The sequence below is a fragment of the Bradyrhizobium sp. JHI2711 genome (assembly GCF_056156565.1).
In genome coordinates this window covers 69,097-92,121 of record NZ_JBPZPT010000009.1, presented here as the reverse complement: position 1 = coordinate 92,121, position 23,025 = coordinate 69,097, and the positions used below count along the sequence as shown (strand labels likewise).

Below are 23,025 nucleotides of genomic sequence, written 5' to 3'. Positions count from 1 at the left end.
CGCCACCAGCCCGCCAACGTGATCAGAGGCGCAAAACTCTAGTTCCGGGTGGTCCAAAGTTCGGTCTCGCTGCACAAAAACCCCGAGACTCTAACTGCCGCTGGATGAAAATGCAGTGGCAGGTCACCCATGACCTGGGAGTTGCCCTGCAGTGGTCGGATCGCATCGGCGTTCTCTACACCGGCCAGTTGGTCGAAGTGGGGCGCGCCGATCTCGCCGCTCGAACTCCCCTGCACCCCTATACGCGCGCGCTATTCTCGGCTGTCCCCCCACTTTAGGGGCATCCCCGGCGTCTGCACAGCTCTTCAGCTAGCCTGCCTGAACCTACCCAGCGCCAAGCCGGGTGCAATTTTGCATCTCGGTGCTCCGGAACACTGGATATTGCCGGCACATAGCGCCCGTGTTGCAGGGCACTCCACAACAGGTGGTGGCATGCCACAACTTGGAGCCATGAAATGACCACGCCAATCGGGCCTGCTCGCGTTCGTACAGCGCCAGCATCACCCGAACCGATCCTCGAACTGCGCAATGTCGATTTTTGTTACGGGGCTCTCGCCGATCCGCTGCGGAGGTCCCTGGCGGCTCGAGGCCGCGCAAGATCAACATGAGCATCCGGCGTGGAAAGCCCATGGACTGATCGGGGAGTCCGGCAGCGGCAAAAGCACAATCGCGAAGCTTCTGCTTGGTCTGATAGCGCCACAAGCGGGTCAGATCCTTTTTGACGGCGAGCTGCTGACGCCGAATCGATTGGCTCCGTTCCGCCTCCGTGTGCAACCTGTCTTTCAGAACCCTCTCGATGGGCTGAACCCAGTCACCCCGATCGGCAAACAGATTGTCGCGCCTCTGCTTGTGAACTTCAGGATGAGGTCTTCCGCTTGTCAGGCTCGGCTGGCTGCAGCAATTTCCGCCGTCGGCTTATCGGGCGAGATCCTTGGGAAGTTACCGCATCAGATAAGCGGCGGACAGGCCCAGCGGGTCAATATAGCGCGAGCGCTTATTCTCGATCCCGAGGTTCTGATTTGTGACGAGCCTGTCTCCGCACTCCATGACTGTTCAAGCCCAGATCCTGAACCTTCTGTCGGATCTGCGTGAGAGCCGCAGCCTGTCCCTGCTATTCATCAGTCATGATATCAGATCCGTCGCCATCTCTGTTCAGAGATCACGGTCCTGAAGCGCGGAAGCATTGTTGAGAGCGGTTCACGCGATCAGGTACTGCTCGACCTAAAGACAGATTACATGAAGTCCCTGGTCAGGGCGGTGCCCAATTCCGAACTCGGGGTCGAAATGGCAACGCGCTCAACACCTTGTTCGCAGCCCACAGAGCCTCGGCACGTGCCGGCAGAGAGGTGATAATCGCATGAGGCGCAACGCCCATAAGGTATTTACGAGCAAAATTGCCCGCGCATTGGTCACGCTCGTTCTGATGGTGACGAGCGTATTCATTCTTATGCGCTGTGCTGGCGATCCGGTGACCGTCTTACTTGGGCCCGACGCGACCCCGGACATGCCCGCCGCATACTCAGGCGAATTGGGGCTCGATCGCCCCATCCTAGCGCAATACCTGGCCTATCTCCATAACGTCGTCCGAGGAAGCTTAGGCGTCTCATACGTCTATCGACAGGATGCACTCGGTGTCGTCCTCAGCCACCTTGCATTGACGCTGATACTCACCTGCTGTGCTCTTACCCTGGCGGCGGTCATGGGCATTGCGGGAGGAATAGCTGCCGCAGTGTTTCCGTCGAGCATCGTAGGCCGTGTGTGCACTTCACCTCAATTGGTTGCCGACCGGCGGCGCGGAGAGCTGGCGCAGCTTGGCTTTGCCGGCAGTAACCATGGCGGCCGCAAGCTCCGCCGTCCTTGTACGGTACACCCGCGTGGCGTTCGCGAATCGCTGGACAGTCGCTATGTGTTGGCGGCGTTTGCGCGCGGCATTCCGTTCTCGCGAATATTGATCCACCACGTACTCCCCAATGCGGCGGCTCCGATCCTGACCATACTTGGCCTGCTTATCGGCGGAGCGGTAATTGGTTCGATACTAGTCGAGACGGTCTTTTCATGGCCGGGTATTGGAAATCTCTTCGTCACATCCGTCGGAAGCAGAGATGTTCCAGTGGTGCAGGCAATTGTTCTGCTTGCTGGCACCGCGATGATCATGACCAACCTGGCCGTCGATCTCGGTTACACCTGGCTCGATCCGCGGTCCAAATCCTCGGAGACATAGATGAGCACCGCCTGGCCGCATGAATGGACCTGCAACATCTTTCGTTCTCCGAAAGCCCCACGCGACCCGCGTAAGCCAGCCAAGGTAGGACTGTATGGTGCCTCAATGTGGATCGTCGCATGTCTATTGATTGCCGTACTGGCCCAGGTGATCTCCCCCTATCATCCAGCACAAATCTCCTTGGATGCACGGCTTACGCCACCAATATTCTTCGGCGGCACGCTGGAACATTTGTTGGGCACTGACGAGCTCGGCCGGGACGTGCTGGCACGCTTGATATATTCGATCCAGATCAGCATGCTCGTTGCGGTGGGCGGGACCTTCATTAGTACCCTGCTGGGCGTTTCGTTGGGCTTCCTCGCTGCCGAGCCTGGCGGATTGATCGACGACTCATGGCACTCGTCGATATGCAGGCTGCCATGCCGTTCATGATGACCGCACTGCTTGTCATCACGATATTTGGCAATTTGCTGGCACTTTTTGTCTGTCTTGTGGGCTTGCACGGTTGGGAGCGCCACGCCCGCATCGCGAGAGGGCTGGCTTTGACGGCCCGCAACCGGCTCCATGTAACGGCGGCACGAACTTACAACGCTTCGCGGGTCCATATCTACGCAAGGCATATTCTCCCAGCCTGTGCACCTACCGTCGTGGTCGGCATGACCCTTGGGCTCACCGAGACGGTTCTACTGGAAAGCACCCTGAGCTTTCTAGGACTGGGGATACAACCGCCGATGTCGAGCTTAGGCAATATGGTGGGATTCGGCAGAGACTATTTGAAGACCGCATGGTGGATCGCCCTCGCACCGGGCCTAGTCATCGCAGCGACGGCGATCGCACTGATGACGATCAGCGAGTCTCTGCGCCAGACGGGACCTCGCCCAGCTTCTTTCAAGTCCATCTGAGGTGACCTCATGTCGCGTCCCGACCTCGAAAGCTCAACAAATCAAATGGTCAGGAATGTTCCTCTGTATCGGCAAAAGAGGAAGTCCACCTGTGGACCATCTTCCCTGGTGATGGTCATGTCCGCGCTGGACGAGCGATATCAGCCGAGTGAAACAGCTGAGCTCGAGATCTGGCGAGAGGCAACGACCATTCACGGCGGCTGCGGCCCGGTCGGCTTGGCCTTGGCTCTCAAACGCCGCGGCTTCGCAGCGCTTGTTGTTGTGAGCCATGATGGACTGTTTCTTCAGTCTCGCACTTCACAAGGCGGCGAGATGGAGGTGATGCACATTCTCCAGGAGCGAGATCTCGCCGAAGCGTACCAGCGCGGCATCCCCGTCCATGTTGGAACTTACAGCCTCGATGACCTCTCGAATTAGATGGCGGCAGGGTGGTATCCTATTGTGATGATCAGCATTGAGTTCGAAGGTAAAACCATCACTCATTGGGTGGTGGTGACCGGGACCGACGTCGATAACGTGTTCTTCAATGATCCTCTCAAAGAGCCCGCTGATGGAGGTGTTGCCACGCGCGTCGACCACTCAAGCTTTGCCAGCATGACGGAGTTCGGCCCCAACCGGGAAAAGGCGGTGATCCTTGCGGGTCTTCCAAAGATGGCGAATGTTGAGCTTCCGCTTCCCAAGATTTATGCTACCCAACAGCCGACACGTTGACCGTTTGTGGCTCCGAACGCTGATGCATTCGGTTGGTGCGAAAAGCCCACATGTAGCTAAGTCAGATCGGTCTCGAATGGTGCTCTCGAGCGGCCTACGATCGGGCGGGCCGGTATGCACCGACATCAAAAGCAGCATAAACCAACCTTCATGAGGCCTGGCCCTGCACTCTTGCACGCGTCCGAGAAGCGAACCTTTTTGGTGGGCGCCAACCGTCAGGCAGCTATAAAGGCGAGCGTCCTTTTCCAATGCATTCGCGTAAGTCAGCGTAGATTCAGATTCCCTCAAAACGCATCGTTCGCACTGGATGGCGCATTCGCGTATCAGCCTCGCGTAATATTATCGGGCTCCGCGTCCATCGGCTCGAGGTCTTCTCGCAAGCGACGCCGAATTCCGGTTCGCCTTCGGCCGACGGCAATTCCAAACCTACAAAACCTCTATGAAGATAGTTGACGAAGGAAGACTTCTAGATTGCAGATCAACCAGAGCTGTTTTCCGAATGCATCGTTCGCCGCTTGAGAGCGGCGTGCGTACCATCGCCGGAGAGCACCAACGTCGAGATAGTCGGCGATCGCAGGAGATTCTTTGAAGATCAAGTCACGAAAGGGCGCCGAGCTCGGGTCCGTCGCCCACTTACCAAGAGGTAACGGAAACCCAAGCTTCTTCCTGGTGATCACACTTGCGGGCAGACGATCTCTGTAAAGACTGCGCAGAGCGGCCTTGGAGACGTCGAGCGTTTCGCTAAATTTCTCAATCGGCGTGAAGGCCGCATGAAATGGGGCGAAGGCATGTTTCCAACGCAGATGTTCTGAGAATGACATGCGCAGAGCCGATGCAACGATCCGATGGTCTGTGAAGGGCACTCGAGCCTCCACCCCGGCCGCCATCGTGGTGTTGTCGACCATTTCAAGCAGCGCTGGCAGATGATGCCCTACGAAGAAATGCCTTATGCGCTCGGCCGGGGTAACCCCGCCTGAATGGTAGGCATTGTTCATCCAGTCGATCAGCTCCGCATCGTGAACAATGTCCTTTCTCCATGCCGATGTCGCCAGCCCCAGCTTCTCGGCTTGGGGAAAGTACGTGTACCGGGCGAGAAAGAACTCGAATTCGCTTGCTTTGAACTTGGGAAGGCCGAGATGACGCCGCGCCGGGCGGCCAATGACATCTGGCAAAGCAGCCAGCAATGCCTGTCGACAAAGGTCAAAGGGCAATCTGAAGATCCGGCTATATCCAAGGAATATCTCGTCGGCACCTTCGCCGGTAAGGAGAACCTTGTGAGAGTGGCTGACTGCTCGAGCAAGCAAATACATCGCCGCTTCGTTGTGCATGCCGACTGGATGACCACGTAATGCGGTAAGGCGTTTAACGACATCCAGGCTCGTTGCCCCGGGCAGCCGGACCAAGACATGGGCTAGCTTGAGAGATTTCGCGACCTCAACCGCATAAGGGCTTTCATCGTAAAGTCCGCCGCATACGATGCCGGTGAAGCATGTCGGCTTTTGCGAAGACTGCCTTGAAAGCTCGAAAGCCAAGACACTGGAATCCAGTCCTCCGGAAAGCAGCGCAGCCAGTGGCGTGTCGGCCCCCAAATGTTCCTCCACGGCGCTGCCGATCAACGTTTCAAGAGAACTGCAATCACCACCACCACCGTCGAGGCAGGCAGAATCCCACCAGCGCCTATGCTCGTGCGATTGCGCCGTGATCTTCAGCCAAGTGCCGGGTTGCAGCTTCCGAATATCTGCAAATAACGTCCTCTCGCCGAAGACGGCACGGTAGGAGAGAAAGGTTGATAATCCAACCGAATCGAGCTTCGAGCTGACCCCTGGCCACTGCAGGATGGCTGACGGCTGTGAGGCAAAGACAAAGCCATTATCCGCGCAAGCGTAATATAGCGGCTTAATTCCAAGCCGATCTCTGACAAGGAACGCTGTCCCCGTCTTTTGATCGTAGATTGCGAAAGCAAACATTCCCCGCAGACGTTCGACGCTATTAATCCCCCAACAAGAAAATGCTTTGCAAAGTACTTCGGTATCTGACTCTGTGCGAAATCGGTATCCATGTCGGAGCAAGTCCCGCCTTAAGTCGCGAAAATTGTAGATCTCGCCGTTGTACGTGACTGCTAGGCCGAGCTCCTCATCGAGAAACGGTTGATTTGACCTCGGATCCGGATCAATGATCGCGAGCCTTCGATGCGCAAAGGCAAAGGAAGAGGTCACGCAACTGCCACTCGCGTCGGGCCCCCGATGGGCCAGCGTCTGAGCGCAACGCGCGAGGTTCCGCTCGGTCACTGACTTATCAGTAATCCGTCCGATAAATCCGCAAATCCCACACACAGCTAGCCTCCTTCGCGCGCTAAGCTGGCTCTGCGGAAGGCGTCGGCTCGCCGGCACCCCTCGGTAGGCTGGATACTACAAAAACAACGTCCAGAGCCAGAGCACATTCAGTCGATGAGCGGCAATTCGCAGGCACACTTCGGCTGTCACGGACGCCCTCGAGAAGCGCGGTCTCATATTTCGAGCTCGCTGCCGCGCTGCCCGCCAAGTCACGCCTTACCGCCGGCGCTAGAATCCAGAAGGAGCGTCCGAACCTCATTAGTCATGATTCGTTCGACGAGCCACTTGGGAGGCTCAATGCGTGGTGGAAGATATAGAGCGCGATAGAGCCGATCGAGTTCTTCGGCGCTGCGTGGAACGTCTGACGAATCCAAAAGTGCGGTCATCTTGCGCATGGGATAGAAGCAAGCCTTGCGCTTTTCTTGACCGATCAACTCGTCTGGTGAGCGACAGGTCGTCGATCCGTCCAACAAACGCAGCCACACTTGGCAGAAGAGAGCGTATCCATAAAGTTGCGCTCTGGTGTCTAAAGAGAGGGCGGTCTCGAAAGGCAGCACAGGGAACTGCAATTCGCCGATAATATCGCCCCTATCGACCCGCTCTGGGAGATAGTGGACAGTTACCCCAAAGCTCTTCTCGCCATTGAGTATGGCATGCGTCCGCGCAAAACTGCCGCGATATCCAGGGAGTGGGCCCGGATGAAGATTGACACCCCCTCCGTCGAACCGTGCGAGGATATGGGGCGGGAAAATCTTGTTCCACATGACGCTTACGAGAAACGTTCCGAGATGAGGAACATCATCTATCGACTCGAAGAAGGGTATTCCGAAGCGGTCTGCGACTTCCCAAAGCTCCTCACTGGTTTCGTGCCGCCACCAAGTTTTCTCGTACCGGGAAGCGCCGAGAATGCCGGCGATGTGGTCTTTGCCGCAGGTCTCGATGACGAACAGAAGACAGCGGGTCGCAAGTCCCCTGGTGCCGGCAAATACCACGCGGTTGATTGAGCTGGACATTTCTATTCCTTGAGACATTGCAAGCCCGCTTATTGAAACGCTCTACTCGTCATCAATAATCCGGCGGACGCAGTGGCCGCCACGCCGATGGTTATCACATGCACAAGACTGCCAGAGGCTTTGATCTTGAAAGGGGCGATGTGGAGCAAAGATAGCGGTACAAAGAATGCTGGAAGAACCACACCCAACTCAAGCGGCGCGATAGTGTGGTCAACCAGCAAGATCGCGGCCAGCATCGGCAGAGCGTAAGAGAGAGGTAGACCGGTCGAACGACCACGCTCGTCCAATCCGAAATAGTCAAAATATGCCAGACGAAGAGCTCCGATGAGCATCACGAACGCTGTGAACACCGCAGATGCTGGAAACTCGATAAAAGATGCGATGACAATCGCCGGGATGACTGATCCAAACGAGAGGTCAGAGAAAGCATCGAGAGCTTTACCAATGGCCTTGGTAGCCATTGTTCGACCTTTGGTGCGCCGGGCAATTTCGCCGTCGACATCATCAGCGATGATCGCCCAGAGACCGAACGCGACTCCCGCCTCATAGTGTCCTTTCACCACGAGCCCCATCGCTGCACCACAGCACAGGAGCCCCACGGCAGTAACGGCATTTGCGCGGTCAGATAAATATGCGATCATCGAACCTCGATGTTGCTCTCTCTGCCGAGAGCGATCGAAACCTGAGCCCATGCGGCTGGTTGGCGGCCGCAACTTAAATTGGGCGGGGCCCGAAATGTCCGCAAACTACCGGTTCTAGTAGGTCAGCTTAGTGGTTCCGCGAGCGAAGACGGCAGCCTTCATGCAAATGTGGGGCCGAGGCGGACTCGAGCTGTGGTCGGCTACCTTGACGTTCTCTCCCATAGCCGCTGCTGTTCAATCGCCTCGAAAGGACCGCCAGCGGGCGCTTGTTGGCATGCCCAAGGCAGGACGCAAAATGGGGCTGCGGCAAATGGCGGTCGCGATCGCGATGACCAAGTCTAGCGTCCAGATAATCCCAACGTGCAACTCCTCAGCGGGGCGACATCTGCATTTTGAGCTCTGGCCCGGCGAAGCCGAGATACGTCTCCCATTTGGCACTGCAGTTGGACCGCTCAGTTGATCCCCCTCGCGCACACCACGGCTTCCAGAATGCGCGCGAACGTCGAGCTCGGCGTGATGGCCTAGACTCAGACACTTGCGATCGTTGATCTAAGGTGGCGAACACTTATTGACGATCCGGTTCACGTCGGGCTCGCAGTCAGGCCGATCAACCCACTTTTCATTGGCCTGGTTCCCGCTTTGATCGGATACCCACGAATGCGAATGAAAGCGTGCTTGCTACTGCGCAGACGGCTAGTGAAGCCAAGGCAAGCCCAAGCCCATAGTTGTTTTGGACGAAGCTGAAGAAGAACGGCGCAAACGAGGCCGTCGACAATCGGAAAGTCGTGATCAACCCGACTCGTGTTCCATACCCGCCCGGCCCGAAGACTGACAGCGGCAAGCTTCCTCGACAGATGCTGTTTAGACCAGAGCTAAACCCAACCAGGGCAACGAAGATTGCAATTCCAACGAGAGAGTGAGCCGCCAGCACAATGACGATTGTAGCCGCCGAAAGCATAACACATGAGAAGGGTGAGTTGAATGGGGGAATCCTCACGCTAAACCATCCTGCAAACAACCGTACTGCGAGCTGTGACGGGCCGAAGAGTGCGGAAATTAACGCTGTCTCCTGCGGGTCTAAGCCGATCGACGAAAGGATGGGAATCATCCGGCTAAGCAATGCTGAAAAAGCAAATGTCGTCAGCGAGAATCCTACCGTTATGAGGACGAGGCCAATCGGCTTGGAAGAGGACTGGTCTCGCGAGCCACAGACGGTATTCAGATCTCCAAGCCTTGCGGACGACTTTCCAAGAGCCAATTGGATTAAAGGTAGCGCGAGGAGAACATTGTAGCCTCCATAGATCCAACAGACTTGCCTCCAGCATATCGATGCGAGCAGCAACGAGGTCAACGGCCAAAACAGCGTCGACGAGAAACCGACGATCAATGTCAAGGCAGCCATTTGCCGTTTCGCATGGATCGCATCTCGCTGCGCCAAAAATACGAAAGCCGCCTCATAAAAGAGAAATGCCGACGCAAGTTGCATACCGAACAGGGCGATTGCAAAGACGACCGCATTCCAAGAAGTTGCTGCAATTCCCAGGCTAACAGCTCTAACGAATGAGGCGACCTTCATTGTCTTGCCTGCGCCGTATCGGTCCATGAGGCGACCGGCAACCAGGGACATCAGCGCACTAGCAAGCAAGGCAAAGGAGAAACAACCAATTAACCAGTCCTCTGTGACTACGAGGTCATGGGAAGCCTCCTTTGCAATGGCCACCACACAATAATAAAGTGTGCCGTAGCTGATAATTCCTGCACCGCCCAGTGCTACAACAATCAGCCAGTCATCCTCCCGGATGGGGCGCGATCTTCTCGGTTCGGTGTCGCATCGCCGAGTGCCTCAACTACTACGGATTAGGTGCAATAGGTTCTGTTCGCCTCCGATTTCGCCCGAACAGATTAATTCCAGCGATGGTGAATGACACGAGCTACGGGGCAAGACGGACTTTGGCAGCCGTTTGATCGCACCAATTGTATTGACTCGGCCATGCGACTGCGCGGTGGGTCTCGATGTACCGTGGTCTGTAGGAGGTACGCACGCCGGTGCAATTAATGATCGGTTCGACGCCAAGATCGCGCAGCACTTGACCCGCGGCAGGGCTAGCATACGACACTCCGTTGCGATGAATATCCGGATTCATAAGGCATCTCCTGCAACTCTTCGAACAGACAGAGCCGACTGCGGTGCTGACGCTCAAGTAAATAGGAGAGGCCCCGAACGCGCACAAACTTTTAGGCCAGCTCGCGCCGCCACAAGAGAGCGACTGGAATCAATTTTCGACATCTTCTCTTGAGCTCGACAATTGCTCGCGCTCACCGTCGGCAGGTCGTGAACGCGGCGATTCCCACCATTCGATCGCGTGCGATTTGAGCGAGGTTGGCACCCTCCTCCCCGCAGCCGATGACGTTAACCCGGGGCACGATGCCAACCGGCAGCTTCTGCCGCGCCAAGGAAAGCATCAAAACTCGTGCCAGTTCGCTGATTGCGCAGGCCAACCCTTTCGATCACTTCTTAGTGGGTTCGACTCCGCGAACCAGGCTGAAACACTGTCGCGAACCCAACAAACCCGACGAGTCGTCGTATCGTTTCTCTTATCATTGGCGAGGCGTTGCTAACGAAATCGCCGCCAGAAGAGGAGCGCACACTGTCCGTAAATTTGCCGCTTCCGCGACAGCCTGAGACTCCAGATGAGGCGAGGTCCGTCTCCCCTTTGCGGATTCCGACGAAGTCGCCCAGGCGTACCGATGTGAAGTCGCCCGTGGATTCCGAGGCGATGTCGCCCACCTTTCCGATTTGATCTCGCCCAGTGGCGGGGCATTCTGGCCGCTTGGTTTTCTGGCATCGGTCAAGCCGCGTGGTCAATCTGGAATCGCAACTTGAACCTGTTTTCTTCGGTCTGCTTTTGCTGTGGGCATGTGGGCAACGCGATTGCGTTGTCCAAGCGCAGCGGCATGTCCACAGCGCCACGGGCTCAGGTCTTTCGGGCGGATTGCCGAGTTCGGCGCAGGCTCTCACCGGTGAGGTCGAGCCGATGGGCGTTGTGGACGAGGCGATCGAGCACGGCGTCGGCATAGGTGGGATCTCCAATGAGCAGATGCCACTGGTCCACAGGAAGCTGGCTGGTGACGATGGTGGAGCGATGACCGTAGCGATCTTCGAGGATTTCCAGGAGGTCGTGACGGGCGCTGGCATCGAGCGGCTCGAGCCCCCAATCATCGAGGATCAGCAGATCGACACGGCCAAGGCCGCGCAACAGGCGGGGATGTCGACCGTCGCCGCGGGCGAGCGCCAGATCGTCGAACAGGCGCGGGACGCGCTGATAGAGCACGGAGCGATTGTCGCGGCAGGCCTTGTGGCCGAGCGCCGAGGCGAGCCAGCTCTTGCCGACGCCGGCCGGGCCGCAGATCAGCAGGTTGGCATGGTCGTCGATCCAGCGGCCCTCGACGAGCTTGGCGAACAGCGGGCGATCGAGGCCGCGCGGGGTGCGGTAGTCGATGTCCTCGACGCACGCTTGCTGGCGCAGCTTCGCGTAGCGCAGGCGGGTGGCGAGCCGTTTGTCGTGCCGCAGCGAGGCTTCACGTTCGAGCAGCAGAGCAAGCCATTCGGCGTGACCGAGGCTTGCGGCCTCACCGGTGGCTTCGATGTCGGCGAAGGCCTTGGCCATGCCGTGGAGGCCGAGGGCGTTGAGGCGGTCGAGGGTCGGATGGGTGAGCAAGGGATGATCTCCTAATTGTAGTAGCGCGGTCCGCGGATGTTGGCATGCAGGATCGGCGCATCGTCCGCGGAGCGCTGGTGAGCAGGACGCCGATCGAGATTGTTGGCGAGGATCGACTTGACCGAGCCATAGGTGCGCGCGCCGATGTCGATCGCCCGCGCAGCCGCGGCGTCCAGCCGGTCGCGCCCATAGGAGGCGGCGAGCCTGAGGATGCCGAGGCAGGTGCGGAAGCCTTGCTCGGGGTGCGAGCGCTCGTCGAGAATGAGGTCGCACAACGCGCTGGTCGCCGGCCCGATCGCGGCGGCGTCCTGGCGGATACGCGCGATGGTCCAGCCGGCGTAGCGCCGATGGCTGGAGGCCATGTGCTCCGGCACGGTGGTGTGTTTGTGATTACCGCTCATGCGCTGATGCGCGGCGATCCGCTCGCCCTTGTGGAAGATCTCGACGGTGCGGGCCGTGAACCGCACCTCGACCTCGGCGCGGGCGAAACGATGCGGAACGCTGTAGTAATGCTTCTCCACCTCGACGTGGTAATCGAGACTGACGCGGCGGATCCGCCACTCGGCGAGGACGTAGGGGGACACCGGCAATGGCTTGAGCGCCGGCCGGTCGACCTCCTCGAGCAACCGGCGGCGTGTCACGCCGAGCCGTCGGATCGGCCGTTCCTCATTCAGCCTCGTGAGCAGTTCGCCGATCGCCGCATTGACCTCGGCCAGGCTGTAGAAGGTGCGATGACGCAGGCGACCGAGCAGCCAGCGCTCGACGATGAGGACGGCCTGCTCGACCTTGGCTTTGTCGCGCGGCTTGCGCGGCCGCGCCGGCAAGATGGCGGTGCCGTAATGCGCCGCCATCTCCGCATAGGTACGGTTGATCTGCGGGTCGTACAGGCTCGCCTTGATGACCGCGACCTTGGTGTTGTCGGGCACCAGCAGCGCCGGTATGCCGCCGATCGCCGCGAAGGCGCCAACATGGGCGCTGATCCAGTCGGCGAGCCCCTGCGTCCAGGTCGCCTGCGCGTAGGTGAAGCTCGATGCGTCGAGCACGGCGACGAAGATCTGCGCCGTTCTGCGCTCACCGGTCAGGCGGTCGACCACCACCGGCACGCCATCGCCGGCATAGTCGACGAACAGCTTGTCGCCAGCCACATGGGCCTGGCGCATCGTCACCGACAGACGGCCCTCCCAGGCGCGGTAGAGCTCACAGAAGCGCGAGTACCGGTATCCGCCGGGCTCGGTGGCGATATATTCCTCCCACAGGATCGACAGCGTCACGTGCTTGCGTTTGAGCTCGCGGTGCACGGTCGCCCAGTCGGGCTCGGCGATGCGGCGGTGACCCTGACGGTTGCCATTGCCGGTCTTGGCGAACAGGCGAAGTTCCAGAACCGTGTCGGTGACGTCGTCTGGCAACGGCCAGCTCAAGCCCGCGGCCTCGAACCGCCGGAGCGCCAGCCGCACCGTCGAGGGTGCCGCGCCCACCCGTCGCGCAATCTCGCGGCTCGGCAGCCCGGCCGCCTTCATTCTGATCACATCGCGCACACGGCGCATCGCAAGCCTCTCCGTCGGCATCCAGGTCCCCTTCGCAAAGCCGAAAGGGGTGACCCTATGGGAGCCAGAACAGGCCTCGTCACCCGGGCGACATCATCCCGGAATGGTGGGCGAAATCATCTCGGAACGGGCGGGCGACTTCAAATCGGAATGGTGGGCGAGATCATCTCGGAATCATGGGCGACATCGAGCGGAATCCGCACCCCTTGCCGGCCGTCTCGGATCAGCTTACAGACGGACGCCGATTCCATAACCAGACCGTTGTTGACGACTGCACCCGTGAATGCCTGCCGGTAATGGCCGCTGACACTCGCTCTCAGCGAGTGGGCGCGAGGGCGGCAGACCAAGGACAGTCAGCGAAAATGGCACCGAAATACAGCCATGCCATTCTGACATCGGCGGATCGGAGTGGTGTCTCCTGGCATCACATCGCGCCCGGCGCAAAGCCCTCGCAAAACCTTTGATCGAGACCTGTTCTCCTCACTGCGGCAGGCCCAGGTCGGACGCGGACGCTGGCCCGCCTGACTAGGGACTCCAGCAGCCAGAGCGAACTGAAGATTGGACCCTGCGCGCAGGGATTCGCATCGCATGGGCGCCTAGTACCCGGAATCAGAGCGGAGTGATACGGCGGCCTTTGAAACGGCGCTGACGGACCTTTTTCCTGGTCCAGACGAAGGGCTCGGCTCTGTCGTTGTATGCGTTGACGTAGGCATCGATGTGATCCTGCAGCTGCTTGAGGCTTGTGAAGGAGGTGCCGCTGAGCGACTGCCCCTGCAAGATCGAAAACCACACCTCGACCTGATTGAGCCAGGACGCACTTGTCGGCGTGAAATGAAATTGCACGTTGGGGTGGGCCTTGAGCCAATGCTCGTTCTTCTTGTGGGTGTTGAGGTTGTCGAGGATGACGTGAAGCTTCCGGTCCGGAAAAGCCGCGGTGATGCTTTTCATGAAATCAAGAAACTCGACGCGGCGACGCCGTTTAGAGTGCGTTGCGATGATCTCTCCGGTGGCGACTTCGAGCGCTGCAAACAGCGTTGTCGTGCCATGCCGCTTTTAATCGTGGCTCTGGCCGGTCAAGGCGCGGCCATTGGGCAACTTCAGATAACCCTGCGCTCGCTCCAGAGCCTGGATCGAGGGCTTCTCGTCCACGCACAGCACAATGGCCTTCGCGGGCGGGGCGACATAGAGGCCGACGACATCCGCGGCTTTGGCCGTAAAGTTCGGGTCGTTGCTCTTACACCAGGACTTGCGAGCCGCGAGGTCAATCTTGTGGCTGCGCAGGAACCGCCAGACATATTGGACGTCAACATCGCCCAGCGCCCCGGCCAGTAGGGGCCCGGTCCAGCGTGCGAACCCTTTCGGCGGCAGCTTGTCCAGCAGCTTCAGAATCCGCTTGTCAGTGGCCTTCGTATAAATCGGCTGCTTGCCCGGTCGCGCCTTGTCTTGCAGCCCTTCAAGGCCTTGGTCGGCATAGCGATGCCGCCAAAGGCTGACAATCCGCGGCTGGACCCCAAGGCGATCGACCGGGTGCTGCGCCCATCCGCCGCCAACAGAACTATCCGCGCCCGCTTCAAATCGCGCTGCAACGTCATCGGTGAGCGACAGCTCGCCTCAAGCACCTTGCGATCTTTCCTCGAAAGGTGGACTTCTCTTGCTTCGGGTATCATCCATATCTTGAATCACGACTCACGATCCAAGAAAAGTGGGTACTAGTGCGCAAAGAACGAGCCGCCTTTTACTTATATCAAACACCGCAGCATCGCTGGCCAACGACGCGTCGTTAAGCCGAGCAGCGATGCACGGTTTGTTGTTTGCAAAGAGCCACTGGCTGTATCTGCGAAGAGGACGAACATAATTCACCATAGCGGTGATCTCCTTGTACTCTGCCCCAACAAGCGCGTCTTGAAGTGTAGAAATCATCTGTGCGTCTTCGGAATATAAAGGCGGAGCATTGCGTTTTCTCGCTCCATCGCGGAGATGTTCAAGTGCCGCGCCGATACTTCTATGACCACCGGCGTCCTTGAAGCGATTGATCTCTTCATTCAGCGCTTCTTCCATATTCCATGTCTCGTCGTGAATCCGCGCCGCAATGCCCGGCTGGTTGTTTGTACGAAGGTAGTGGCTGAAATCCGCGAGAAGAGTGGCATAGGTGCTGGCGGTACCTAAAGTTCCGGCCGTCACTGCTTGTTGTTTGTACTCTTTGATGAGACTCGCGTCCTCTGGATAGGGAGTCAGGTCAGGGCGGCCAGCGATCGGCGCGATACCTCATCGACTGAGAGGTCCGCAGATGAGCTAATGCCCAACGGACGTTCGTCGTTCCACCTTTTGCTATGAACTCATCGACGTCTTCATCCATTGAATCGCTATGAAGCCGATCAGCAATGCTGGGCTTTCTGTTTGCAAAGAGCCAGCGGGCGAAGCTGCGCAGATGACCGACGTTGCTCGTGGCGGTGCTCTCGGCGGCTCCTCCTTCGATGAGCGCCTGCTTAAGCCGGGGAATAAGGAGTGCATCTTCGGCATAAAGGGGCTTCTCGCTGCGACCTACCAATACCCCAATTGGCTGGCTCTTCTGCTGCGCTGAGTTGCCCGGCATCGCCTCATCCTCTCCGGTTAATTCCAGAGGTGATGCCGGGAGGGGTTCGTTCATGATCACCTGAAACCGATGCTGATCTTCCACAGGCAGGACCTCTGGCCAGTCATGCGAAGCGCTATGCCGTACGGCGCGATCCAAGACACGGCTCGGCTCCATGAGTGCCGAAGCGTTCAGCATTGTTCCTTCACCGTCCGGAGCCGGCAGATACGGGTGCGCGCTCGCCCGCATGACGGACCGCGCCTCAGATTGCCATGCATCCGCTTGGGCACGGACCTGCATGAGCACGGAAGTGGATGGGCGAGCGACGTCGCTCAGCTGCCTCTGAAAGGCCGGCGCCTCTGCCGACGAGCCGGCCGCAGAGGCATCTTGCGCGTCCCCACAGTCCGTTTCTTGGCGCACCCGATTCTGCACTCACTTCAATGAAAGGCCAGGAACGCTAATCGTATACGCCTGGACCAGAGCCGACACGTCGCTAGCATTTGAGGGCTTAGCTGAAAGTGCATTCCTGACATCTAACCCAGGAATAAGCCGTGGTTACGGTCCACCTGCCGCATCAATTGGCCGAGAATGGGGCGCTACGATCTTTCTCATTACGGTCCACTTCTGCCGCCTGCCTAAACTCTTAATGTCCCGCCTCAATTGAGCCGATACAGTGGCCAAGAAGTTCCCAAAGAGCTTGCGTGTTTGGTGGCGATGCGGCGGAAGTCCTTGAGCCCACAGAAGCTGCGCTCGAACACATTTCGAACGTTTCTAAGCAGGTTTGTCGAAGCGATGAGATTACGGCCTTGGCGCGCAACGACGAGCTCAGCACGAAGGTGGTCTCGCCTTTGCCAGCGATGAGCGCGCATAGGCAAGCGTCCGAGATCCTCATGTATTCGCGCGCGTTTTTTATCCTAGTCGCCTCTTTCTCTCGGATCTTCTGGTGAAAAGCAGAAAAGACGTCTCAATGGGGTAGGTACACTTCCTCGTTCAAGCGACGGCGAAGCGATCTGCCTTCCCCAGAATTGATAGCGCGACAAGCCTGGTGTTTGCTGTAGATTCTGTCATCCGGAACGACGAATGGTTCGCGAAATGAAACATCGCATTTGGTTGCCGCGATCTGCAACGACCATGCGAGATGGCTGAAATCGCGGCGGTCCTCTAGACGTGATACGGATCTGCGAATCCTGAAGCGCAATCCAAGGACGGAGCTGCAGATGCCAAGTTCGGCAGATAATCCTGATACTCCACCAACACCCCCATATTCCACGTACCCGTGCCTCGATGAACCCGTGCTAGTCGTGCCTAGCACCGATGAAGTTTGGCTGACAATCCCGACCGCTGGGAGATTTTGCGCTTCGCCGCATTACGGCGGCGAACGTTCAGGGTGGTAGTCGTCCGCGCCTCATGGGTGCAAGAAAACGGTGCATATATGAAACGAAACAGGCCAAAAGCGTCGTGCTGCTCGAGTCTAACTGGCAATTCAAAGGTAGGCGAGCAAGCCTTTCCAGCTGTCTCTCGCAGCCTAAAACGGCGATGCTCTCTCGCCAACACAACACGCTTTGACTGGTCAGCTCACGCTATGCAACGAGCAGAATTATCCCCAGGTTCTACAAACTCATGGTCTATGGTTATGACACTTATCGAATATCCTTCTGGAAACTCCACCGAACCGATCGTCCTTGTTGGCAAGAATCGTTTTGGAAACTGGGTCGTCCGTGAACAGAACGGCAATTTCGGTGGCTTGTTCGCGAGCCGTGCGCAAGCGCTCAAATATGCACTTTGCGAGAATGGCCTACATCCAGAAGCTATATTCGAGGTATCTCGCGAGATCGAACTTATTATTCTCCACGGCCCGCCCGAGGAGCATGGATGAATAGATCAGCCCTATTGAGTAAGGTACTTGGCTTTGCTGCAGGCCACGACAGCAGACCGCCAGATCGCATCCCCTTTAAGAATGCATAAAGGCTGGCCTTGGCCATCACAAGGAGCGAAACATGACGGCGATCTTGCGCCTAGAGGACGAGAATAAGTCAGATTTTGGTCGGCGCGTAGGTCCGCCCATGTATATGGCCTGAACGGACTGCTGAACAGCGTTCTTTAAGGTGCAAGGCTGCGACCTATCGCTCCTTAGGCCAAGCTGTGGCTCCGATTGCCGAGCTCACTCAAGGCACGACGGCAACACTCGTGTAGCCAACAAAGTCGAAAAGGTTGCGCGCACGCAGGTGTGATGCTTACTCGGACCACGAAACTGCCAAGCGCACTGTGACAGGGGTCCTGTCGGTCGCTCAACTCGTGCAAGGGAGCAGCGGCGTGTGGACGAGCGATTACCACCCGACTATCCCAGCTGATTATCGCCGGCCCTCACCAACCGGGATCGTCGAGGACGGTAGACTATAGGCGAAAGATCCTCTTAAAGGCTTAAACCAAAATGCGCTGCCGACATAGCCCATTCATCTGCCTACCCTCATTGCGCCCCGCATGTCTTGACGGCTCTCGAGAAAGCCTGCGAACACATCGACGATGAACTCCGCGTCGGCGCGCGTCATAGGTGATGAAATCGATGCAGCAGCACCATAAGGGAGGATGACGCCGTTCTCCGCAAAGAAGCGTGTTAGCTCCTTCATTAGAGTTTCTCCGGCGGGCGTGGGACAGATCTCGCGATATTCACTCGGAGCTTCTGCCCCCGGATGAATGCGGAAGAGTGAGGCGGCTCCAGTGACACAGAGCGGCGCGCCCAGTTTCGAGATTGCCCGACCGATTCCTGTTCGCACGATGTCCCCGAGGATCTCCAGATGAGCAAAAGACCCATGGTCCAGATGATGCATTGCGGCTAGCCCCGCTGTCATGGATAGTGGATTGGCAGAAAACGTACCTCCTTGCGGAAGCAGTGGTCGACCCGATGTGCATCGAATACCTTCATCACGTCCTCGCGACCGCCGATTGCTCCAATCGGCAGACCTCCGCCGATGATCTTGCCCATCGCGATGATGTCTGGGACAAGGCCGTAACGTGCGGAAGCCCCCTGAAAGCTCTGCCTAAGATTGAGGACCTCATCAGCAATCACAAGAATCCCGTTTTTGCGGGCCGATTCCTGCACAGCAGCTACGAATTCGGGCTTTGGCGCAATGAACCCCGCGCGGCTCGGCATCGGATCCAGAATGACGGCGGCAAGCTCAGACGCATTCGACTATATCAATCGATGTGCGCCTTCAACATCGTTAAAGCGGAGAACAATCACCTCATCGAGAACACTTGCAGGCATCCCGCGATAGAAGGGCGTCGAGTTGGGCTGGATGACGTCACCCCAGTTCTCCGGTGTCGCCGCTTGACTGACTTCGACCCAGTCATAGGCACCATGATATGCACCCTCGATCTTGGCAATCTTCGAACGTCCGGTGAAGGCCCGCGCAGCTTTGACCGCAAATAGTACGGCCTCAGTCCCGGTATTCACGAAGCGAACGCGGTCAACCCTCGGAATGCGTTCACAGAGTAGTTCTGCGAGTTCGATCTCGATCTCCGTCGGATTTGCGAAGCAGCTGCCGCGCTGAATTTGATTAACTAGCGCTTCCACCACGGGGGCGAAGGCATGTCCATGGATCAACGTCGTGAAGTTGCGATTGAGGTCCAGAAACCGGCGGCCATCGAAATCGAGCACATAGCTGCCCAGGCCAACGCTCGATATAAAGCGGAGTTGGATCTCGCTCAATCGTAACTCGCGAGGTGCCGTCGGGGAACACTCTTTGTCCCCGGGAAAAGCTTTCGTCGGAACGCCTCCCAGCGCGCGAAAATCCAACCGCCGTATTGGACTCTGCTTTCTTGTGGTTCACGACATCCTCATAGTCTTCTTGAAGTTGTGCTGAGTAGGCAGACACCAGTCATAGCGATGCCACAACGCCTGAGCCCTGACGTTCGGCTTCGGGGATGCGAAGGGGACTATCGACCAATTTGCGCATCACGCGATCAAAACGTCAATCAAACTGGATTAGCCCCTCATGCCAAACTGCCGCAGAGAGTTTCCTCTACTCTCGATATTGGTTCGGTACTGCTTTTGTCCGCGGGTCCACAGTAACGAACTTGCTTGCGTGCGCCTGGCGCATGCGCAGCAGAGAACGCTTGGGGACGCAGATCTCATCAATTAACGCCCCGCATGTTGCGGCCTCTGCTGGATACCCTCAGATTAGCTGCATCACAGCAGGTGGCGAGTTGCTAGCTGACCGTACGCATCAATAGGACATCGCGACACTACCTACTCTGGTGAGATCGCCAGCAACACCTTCAAGAGGCCCCAATTTCCGAACGGGGCCCGGAGAGAACGATCTGAGGCCGGCAGACGGGGCATTTTCGCGAGGGTTCCAGCACCGGCTCCCCCTGAGGAGGGGGAAGAACACTGACGGCCTCGAATTCCCGACGCCCAGAAGGCATTCATTCTCAAGCAGAGCCGTGACTGGTCGCCGCAGCCAAGATCTGCCGCAAGGCCGGCATTAGTCGGACTGACTACTTTAATTGGAAGAAGAAGCACGACAGGCTGCTACCAACCGAGATGCGGCTGCTGCTCGAGGGCGACAACGTCAAGCTGGCGAAGCTGGTGGCAACTCTGTCGCTCAACGAGGGATGCCGCAGGATGCGATCCGCAAATAGCATGACGCCCGGCCGCAAGCGCAAGCTGGTCGTCGAAGCAGCAACGAGTGGCAGGTCTCGATCCGCCACACCCGCGCGGCACTCACGTTTGACGGATCGACCTACCGTTACAAACCCCGTCGCGCCGGCCACGCTGCCCTCGAACATCAGTTCAAGGAGATCCGTCATGCCCGCGCTGGCTACGGCTATCCGCGCGTCTGCGTTCTGCCCGCCGGGCCGGACGCCGCCATCCATCGGGAGTTGGGCCCGCAATTGCGCGACAAAATAAAGGGCCGGGTCAAGGCCGCACTGCGCGAGGTGGTGCGGAATTCGCAAACAATGACGGTACCTCTCAAGGTCTAATGATTCTGACGCTTGACGAATATCGTCCTAGCATTCGACCGGACCGACGGTCTTCTTGGCAACGGATTTGGAAACTGGTCGTCCCGCCAGCACAATGGAACATTTTGTGTCTCGTTCGCGAGCCGAAGCATACGTTCAACTACGCACTCTACGAAAATGGCCAATCCAGAGGCTATCGGAGACATCTCGCGAGATCGCTGATATCCTAAACGCCTTGCGAGATCGCCTCGCCACTAACTCTAGTCAGTGCAGAGGGGGGCTCCAATGTCGCCGCGCTTGCGTTCCCAGCCGAGTATGCGCTGATCGTGTAGTCGCGCGGCAGGCCGTCAGCGCCACGAGCGAGCAATTCTTGCGACGTTTGGGCGCTGTGCAGGTGTTCCGGCGCCTCCATCGCGCAGATCCGGGGATAGAGTGGAGCTCGTCTTCCGGACAATACTATCTGCTTTGGCAGTTGATCCAGCAGCATCCGCATGTCACGAATTACCTGAGAACGTCAGCCTTCAGCCTGATGACAAGGAGCTACGGGTGTTCGCGATGCATCATAAGCACTATCAGCCCTCGCTAGCTCCCCTGATCGAGCGCCCTCCTTCGCTCGCCTGTTTGCTCGAACGACCCTGATCTTGTCTCGATCAGGGTAGGCGCACGACGGCCTCTCCTCGCTCAGGCAGGCCTAAGCTTCGAACGTTATGACGTCCGTCCGTGGAACCTCGTCCGGCAAACGCAATAGCTAGAGACAACATGATCCTAGAAGCGAGTATGATTGCACGATCCCATGGAAGCAGATTGCCGGCTGCAATCGCATCTCGGCTTGGCCTACCGCTGATCGTTGCGCCCATGTTCTCTGTCTCTGGGGTAGAACTTGTGACTACTGTCTGCCGGTCGGGAGCGATTGGCGCATTTCCGACCATCAATGCGCGATCGGTCGAGGAGCTCGATCATTGGCTAACCTGCATTGAGCATGATCTCGCGAAGGGGGACCGAGTGACCGCGCCGCACTGCCCAAACCTTCTAATGCGTCAGGCGCGGATGAAAGATGACCTCGCCTGTCTCATACGCCACAAGGTGGAAATTGTGATAACCAGCATGGGATCGCCGACTGCTGCGATCGGACCGCTGCACGAAATTGGCTGCCTTGTGTTCACCGACGTCGCATCGCTGCACCACGCGGAAAACGCCGTGAAAGCCGGTGCGGATGGCTTGATCCTGCTTACCGCGGGAGCTGGTGGCCATACTGGCTGGGCTAACCCATTTGCTTTCGTTCGGGCAGTTCGCGCCATGTTCGATGGTCCAATCGTACTCGCCGGCGGCATCACTGACGGCGTTTCCCTCGCTGCTGCACGTTTGCTCGGGTGTGATCTCGCCTACATGGGAACCAGCTTCATTGCGACACTTGAGAGCATGGCGAGCAGTGCCTATCGACGCATGCTGATAGATAGCACGCTTGACGACGTAATGCTGACCAGGGCTTTCACGGGGCTTCAAGTCAACATGCTAAGGCCATCAATCGTCGCGTCCGGCCTTGATCCGTCGACCCTCGACGAAACCGTGTCCGAAGCACAAGCCAAAGAAAGATTTGGTGGCAATTCTGGCGAAGGACCGCGGCGGTGGATCGATATCTTGAGTGCTGGTCACGCCGTTTCAGGCGTGCTCTCGATTATGGGTGCCGCCGACCTGGTGCAGCAGGTCGCCGCGCAATATAGGGCGACCTTGGCGAGCTCCGTCTGATACAGGTCAAGACCTTTGCGTGCATGAATCTGCTCTTTGGAGTCCATTGAAGCATCAACCGCAAAACACGGATCCGTCGTAACTGGCGCATGGACTCGATGCTAAGCGCGCCGAAACGCCAGGCGAGCATTCGTCTCGTTCCGCAGGAGCATCGCCTTAGGTGTCGATGATCCCTCGTTCCGCCGGAAGTGCGCGTAGCGCGATAACACAGGGAGAAAGGAGCTGATCATCGGCACCATCGCAGCACACTGGTCGGCCGCTTTAGTCGGCACGAAGTTCCTCGTCTTCAGCTCCTTCGTAACTGATAGATTCAACATGGGCCGCAATCGTCTTGCCTCTCGAGATACATGGCGATCATTACGGCATTCGCAGGGCTGATCATGGGTGATCCACATTATGGTCGTCACGCCAGAGCGGCGCGATGGTGCCATTCGATCTCTAACTGCATGTGCTCGCGGAGCTTTCTTGTTGAGGTGCCCAGCTATCTATCGCCCATCGGAGAGATGGGTTGACAGGGCCTCGAGGGCCTTGGCCTTGAAGCCGCGGAGCTACATTTGAGTCAATGTTAGTGGAGCGCTCTGGAAACTAAATGTTCCTGAACGGTGCTCTGGGACGAAAGCGACTGGTGCAGAGCCGGTCACAGAATATGTGGCTTTCTCAA

General features: G+C 58.0%; 15 protein-coding genes and 4 pseudogenes. 8 read left to right on the top strand and 11 right to left on the bottom strand.

Going from position 1 to position 23,025, the window contains the following annotated elements; translation table 11 throughout:
• The 6 genes and pseudogenes from ACTEK7_RS35210 to ACTEK7_RS35185 all read left to right on the top strand — a co-directional run.
• A pseudogene (locus ACTEK7_RS35210) lies at window positions 1–278 on the top strand (ABC transporter ATP-binding protein); the annotation flags it as partial.
• Between the two features lie 250 nt (window positions 279–528).
• Entirely contained in the window at window positions 529–1,092 is a 564-nt protein-coding gene (locus tag ACTEK7_RS35205; protein ID WP_225130720.1) for an ATP-binding cassette domain-containing protein, read from the top strand.
• Window positions 1,093–1,357: 265 nt separating this feature from the next.
• Entirely contained in the window at window positions 1,358–2,221 is an 864-nt protein-coding gene (locus ACTEK7_RS35200; RefSeq protein WP_225130719.1) for an ABC transporter permease, read from the top strand.
• Window positions 2,222–2,653, top strand: coding sequence for a hypothetical protein (locus ACTEK7_RS35195; RefSeq protein ID WP_225130709.1), 432 nt, complete (start codon window positions 2,222–2,224; stop codon window positions 2,651–2,653).
• Complete coding sequence (locus tag ACTEK7_RS35190; protein WP_249786621.1) at window positions 2,614–3,123, top strand: ABC transporter permease; 510 nt, start codon at window positions 2,614–2,616, stop codon at window positions 3,121–3,123. Before ACTEK7_RS35195 ends, ACTEK7_RS35190 begins: the two co-directional genes overlap by 40 nt.
• A gap of 9 nt (window positions 3,124–3,132) precedes the next feature.
• Window positions 3,133–3,834: pseudogene (locus ACTEK7_RS35185) on the top strand (peptidase C39 family protein).
• 437 nt (window positions 3,835–4,271) lie between these two features.
• Here ACTEK7_RS35185 and asnB read toward each other — a convergent pair.
• From asnB to ACTEK7_RS35140, 9 genes and pseudogenes are all read right to left on the bottom strand, one after another.
• On the bottom strand, window positions 4,272–6,167 hold the full coding sequence (gene asnB / locus ACTEK7_RS35180; RefSeq protein WP_225130707.1) for an asparagine synthase (glutamine-hydrolyzing): 1,896 nt from the start codon (window positions 6,165–6,167) through the stop codon (window positions 4,272–4,274).
• A gap of 209 nt (window positions 6,168–6,376) precedes the next feature.
• On the bottom strand, window positions 6,377–7,180 hold the full coding sequence (locus ACTEK7_RS35175; protein WP_225130705.1) for a formyl transferase: 804 nt from the start codon (window positions 7,178–7,180) through the stop codon (window positions 6,377–6,379).
• A 29-nt stretch (window positions 7,181–7,209) separates the two neighbouring features.
• Window positions 7,210–7,821, bottom strand: a complete 612-nt coding sequence (locus ACTEK7_RS35170; RefSeq protein WP_225130703.1) for a CDP-alcohol phosphatidyltransferase family protein — start codon at window positions 7,819–7,821, stop codon at window positions 7,210–7,212.
• A 619-nt stretch (window positions 7,822–8,440) separates the two neighbouring features.
• Window positions 8,441–9,541 (bottom strand): MFS transporter, encoded by a 1,101-nt coding sequence (locus ACTEK7_RS35165; protein WP_225130693.1) that lies wholly within the window; start codon window positions 9,539–9,541, stop codon window positions 8,441–8,443.
• Window positions 9,542–10,796: 1,255 nt separating this feature from the next.
• Complete coding sequence (gene istB / locus ACTEK7_RS35160; protein ID WP_225130691.1) at window positions 10,797–11,540, bottom strand: IS21-like element helper ATPase IstB; 744 nt, start codon at window positions 11,538–11,540, stop codon at window positions 10,797–10,799.
• A gap of 11 nt (window positions 11,541–11,551) precedes the next feature.
• Window positions 11,552–13,084: an IS21 family transposase gene (gene istA / locus ACTEK7_RS35155; protein ID WP_225130726.1), complete on the bottom strand. Its 1,533-nt coding sequence runs from the start codon at window positions 13,082–13,084 to the stop codon at window positions 11,552–11,554.
• Window positions 13,085–13,693: 609 nt separating this feature from the next.
• Window positions 13,694–14,751, bottom strand: a pseudogene (locus ACTEK7_RS35150) (IS630 family transposase).
• 19 nt (window positions 14,752–14,770) lie between these two features.
• The gene (locus ACTEK7_RS35145) at window positions 14,771–15,265 is read right to left on the bottom strand and encodes a hypothetical protein (protein ID WP_225130689.1); all 495 of its coding nucleotides are present in this window, start codon (window positions 15,263–15,265) and stop codon (window positions 14,771–14,773) included.
• A 55-nt stretch (window positions 15,266–15,320) separates the two neighbouring features.
• Window positions 15,321–15,854 (bottom strand): hypothetical protein, encoded by a 534-nt coding sequence (locus ACTEK7_RS35140; protein ID WP_225130687.1) that lies wholly within the window; start codon window positions 15,852–15,854, stop codon window positions 15,321–15,323.
• A 1,435-nt stretch (window positions 15,855–17,289) separates the two neighbouring features.
• On the opposite strand from ACTEK7_RS35140, the gene ACTEK7_RS35135 reads away from it, so the two are divergent.
• Window positions 17,290–17,532, top strand: a complete 243-nt coding sequence (locus ACTEK7_RS35135; RefSeq protein WP_225130678.1) for a hypothetical protein — start codon at window positions 17,290–17,292, stop codon at window positions 17,530–17,532.
• 577 nt (window positions 17,533–18,109) lie between these two features.
• On the opposite strand, the pseudogene ACTEK7_RS35130 reads toward ACTEK7_RS35135, so the two are convergent.
• Window positions 18,110–19,486: pseudogene (locus ACTEK7_RS35130) on the bottom strand (aspartate aminotransferase family protein).
• Between the two features lie 667 nt (window positions 19,487–20,153).
• Window positions 20,154–20,465, bottom strand: a complete 312-nt coding sequence (locus tag ACTEK7_RS35125; protein WP_225130676.1) for a hypothetical protein — start codon at window positions 20,463–20,465, stop codon at window positions 20,154–20,156.
• A 930-nt stretch (window positions 20,466–21,395) separates the two neighbouring features.
• Between ACTEK7_RS35125 and ACTEK7_RS35120 the strand changes: the two genes are divergently transcribed.
• A complete protein-coding gene (locus ACTEK7_RS35120) occupies window positions 21,396–22,364 on the top strand; it encodes an NAD(P)H-dependent flavin oxidoreductase (protein ID WP_463671686.1) in 969 nt (322 codons plus the stop codon).
• Window positions 22,365–23,025 lie beyond the last annotated feature (661 nt).

Bases quoted from the DNA above. Each gene is read 5' to 3' on its own strand.
- ACTEK7_RS35205 (WP_225130720.1), top strand. From the start codon at position 529: ATGTCGATTTTTGTTACGGGGCTCTCGCCGATCCGCTGCGGAGGTCCC.
- ACTEK7_RS35200 (WP_225130719.1), top strand. From the start codon at position 1,358: ATGAGGCGCAACGCCCATAAGGTATTTACGAGCAAAATTGCCCGCGCA.
- ACTEK7_RS35195 (WP_225130709.1), top strand. From the start codon at position 2,222: ATGAGCACCGCCTGGCCGCATGAATGGACCTGCAACATCTTTCGTTCT.
- ACTEK7_RS35190 (WP_249786621.1), top strand. From the start codon at position 2,614: ATGGCACTCGTCGATATGCAGGCTGCCATGCCGTTCATGATGACCGCA.
- ACTEK7_RS35175 (WP_225130705.1), bottom strand. From the start codon at position 7,180: ATGTCCAGCTCAATCAACCGCGTGGTATTTGCCGGCACCAGGGGACTT.
- ACTEK7_RS35170 (WP_225130703.1), bottom strand. From the start codon at position 7,821: ATGATCGCATATTTATCTGACCGCGCAAATGCCGTTACTGCCGTGGGG.
- istA (WP_225130726.1), bottom strand. From the start codon at position 13,084: ATGCGCCGTGTGCGCGATGTGATCAGAATGAAGGCGGCCGGGCTGCCG.
- ACTEK7_RS35140 (WP_225130687.1), bottom strand. From the start codon at position 15,854: ATGCTGAACGCTTCGGCACTCATGGAGCCGAGCCGTGTCTTGGATCGC.
- ACTEK7_RS35135 (WP_225130678.1), top strand. From the start codon at position 17,290: ATGACACTTATCGAATATCCTTCTGGAAACTCCACCGAACCGATCGTC.
- ACTEK7_RS35125 (WP_225130676.1), bottom strand. From the start codon at position 20,465: ATGACGGATCTCCTTGAACTGATGTTCGAGGGCAGCGTGGCCGGCGCG.
- ACTEK7_RS35120 (WP_463671686.1), top strand. From the start codon at position 21,396: ATGATTGCACGATCCCATGGAAGCAGATTGCCGGCTGCAATCGCATCT.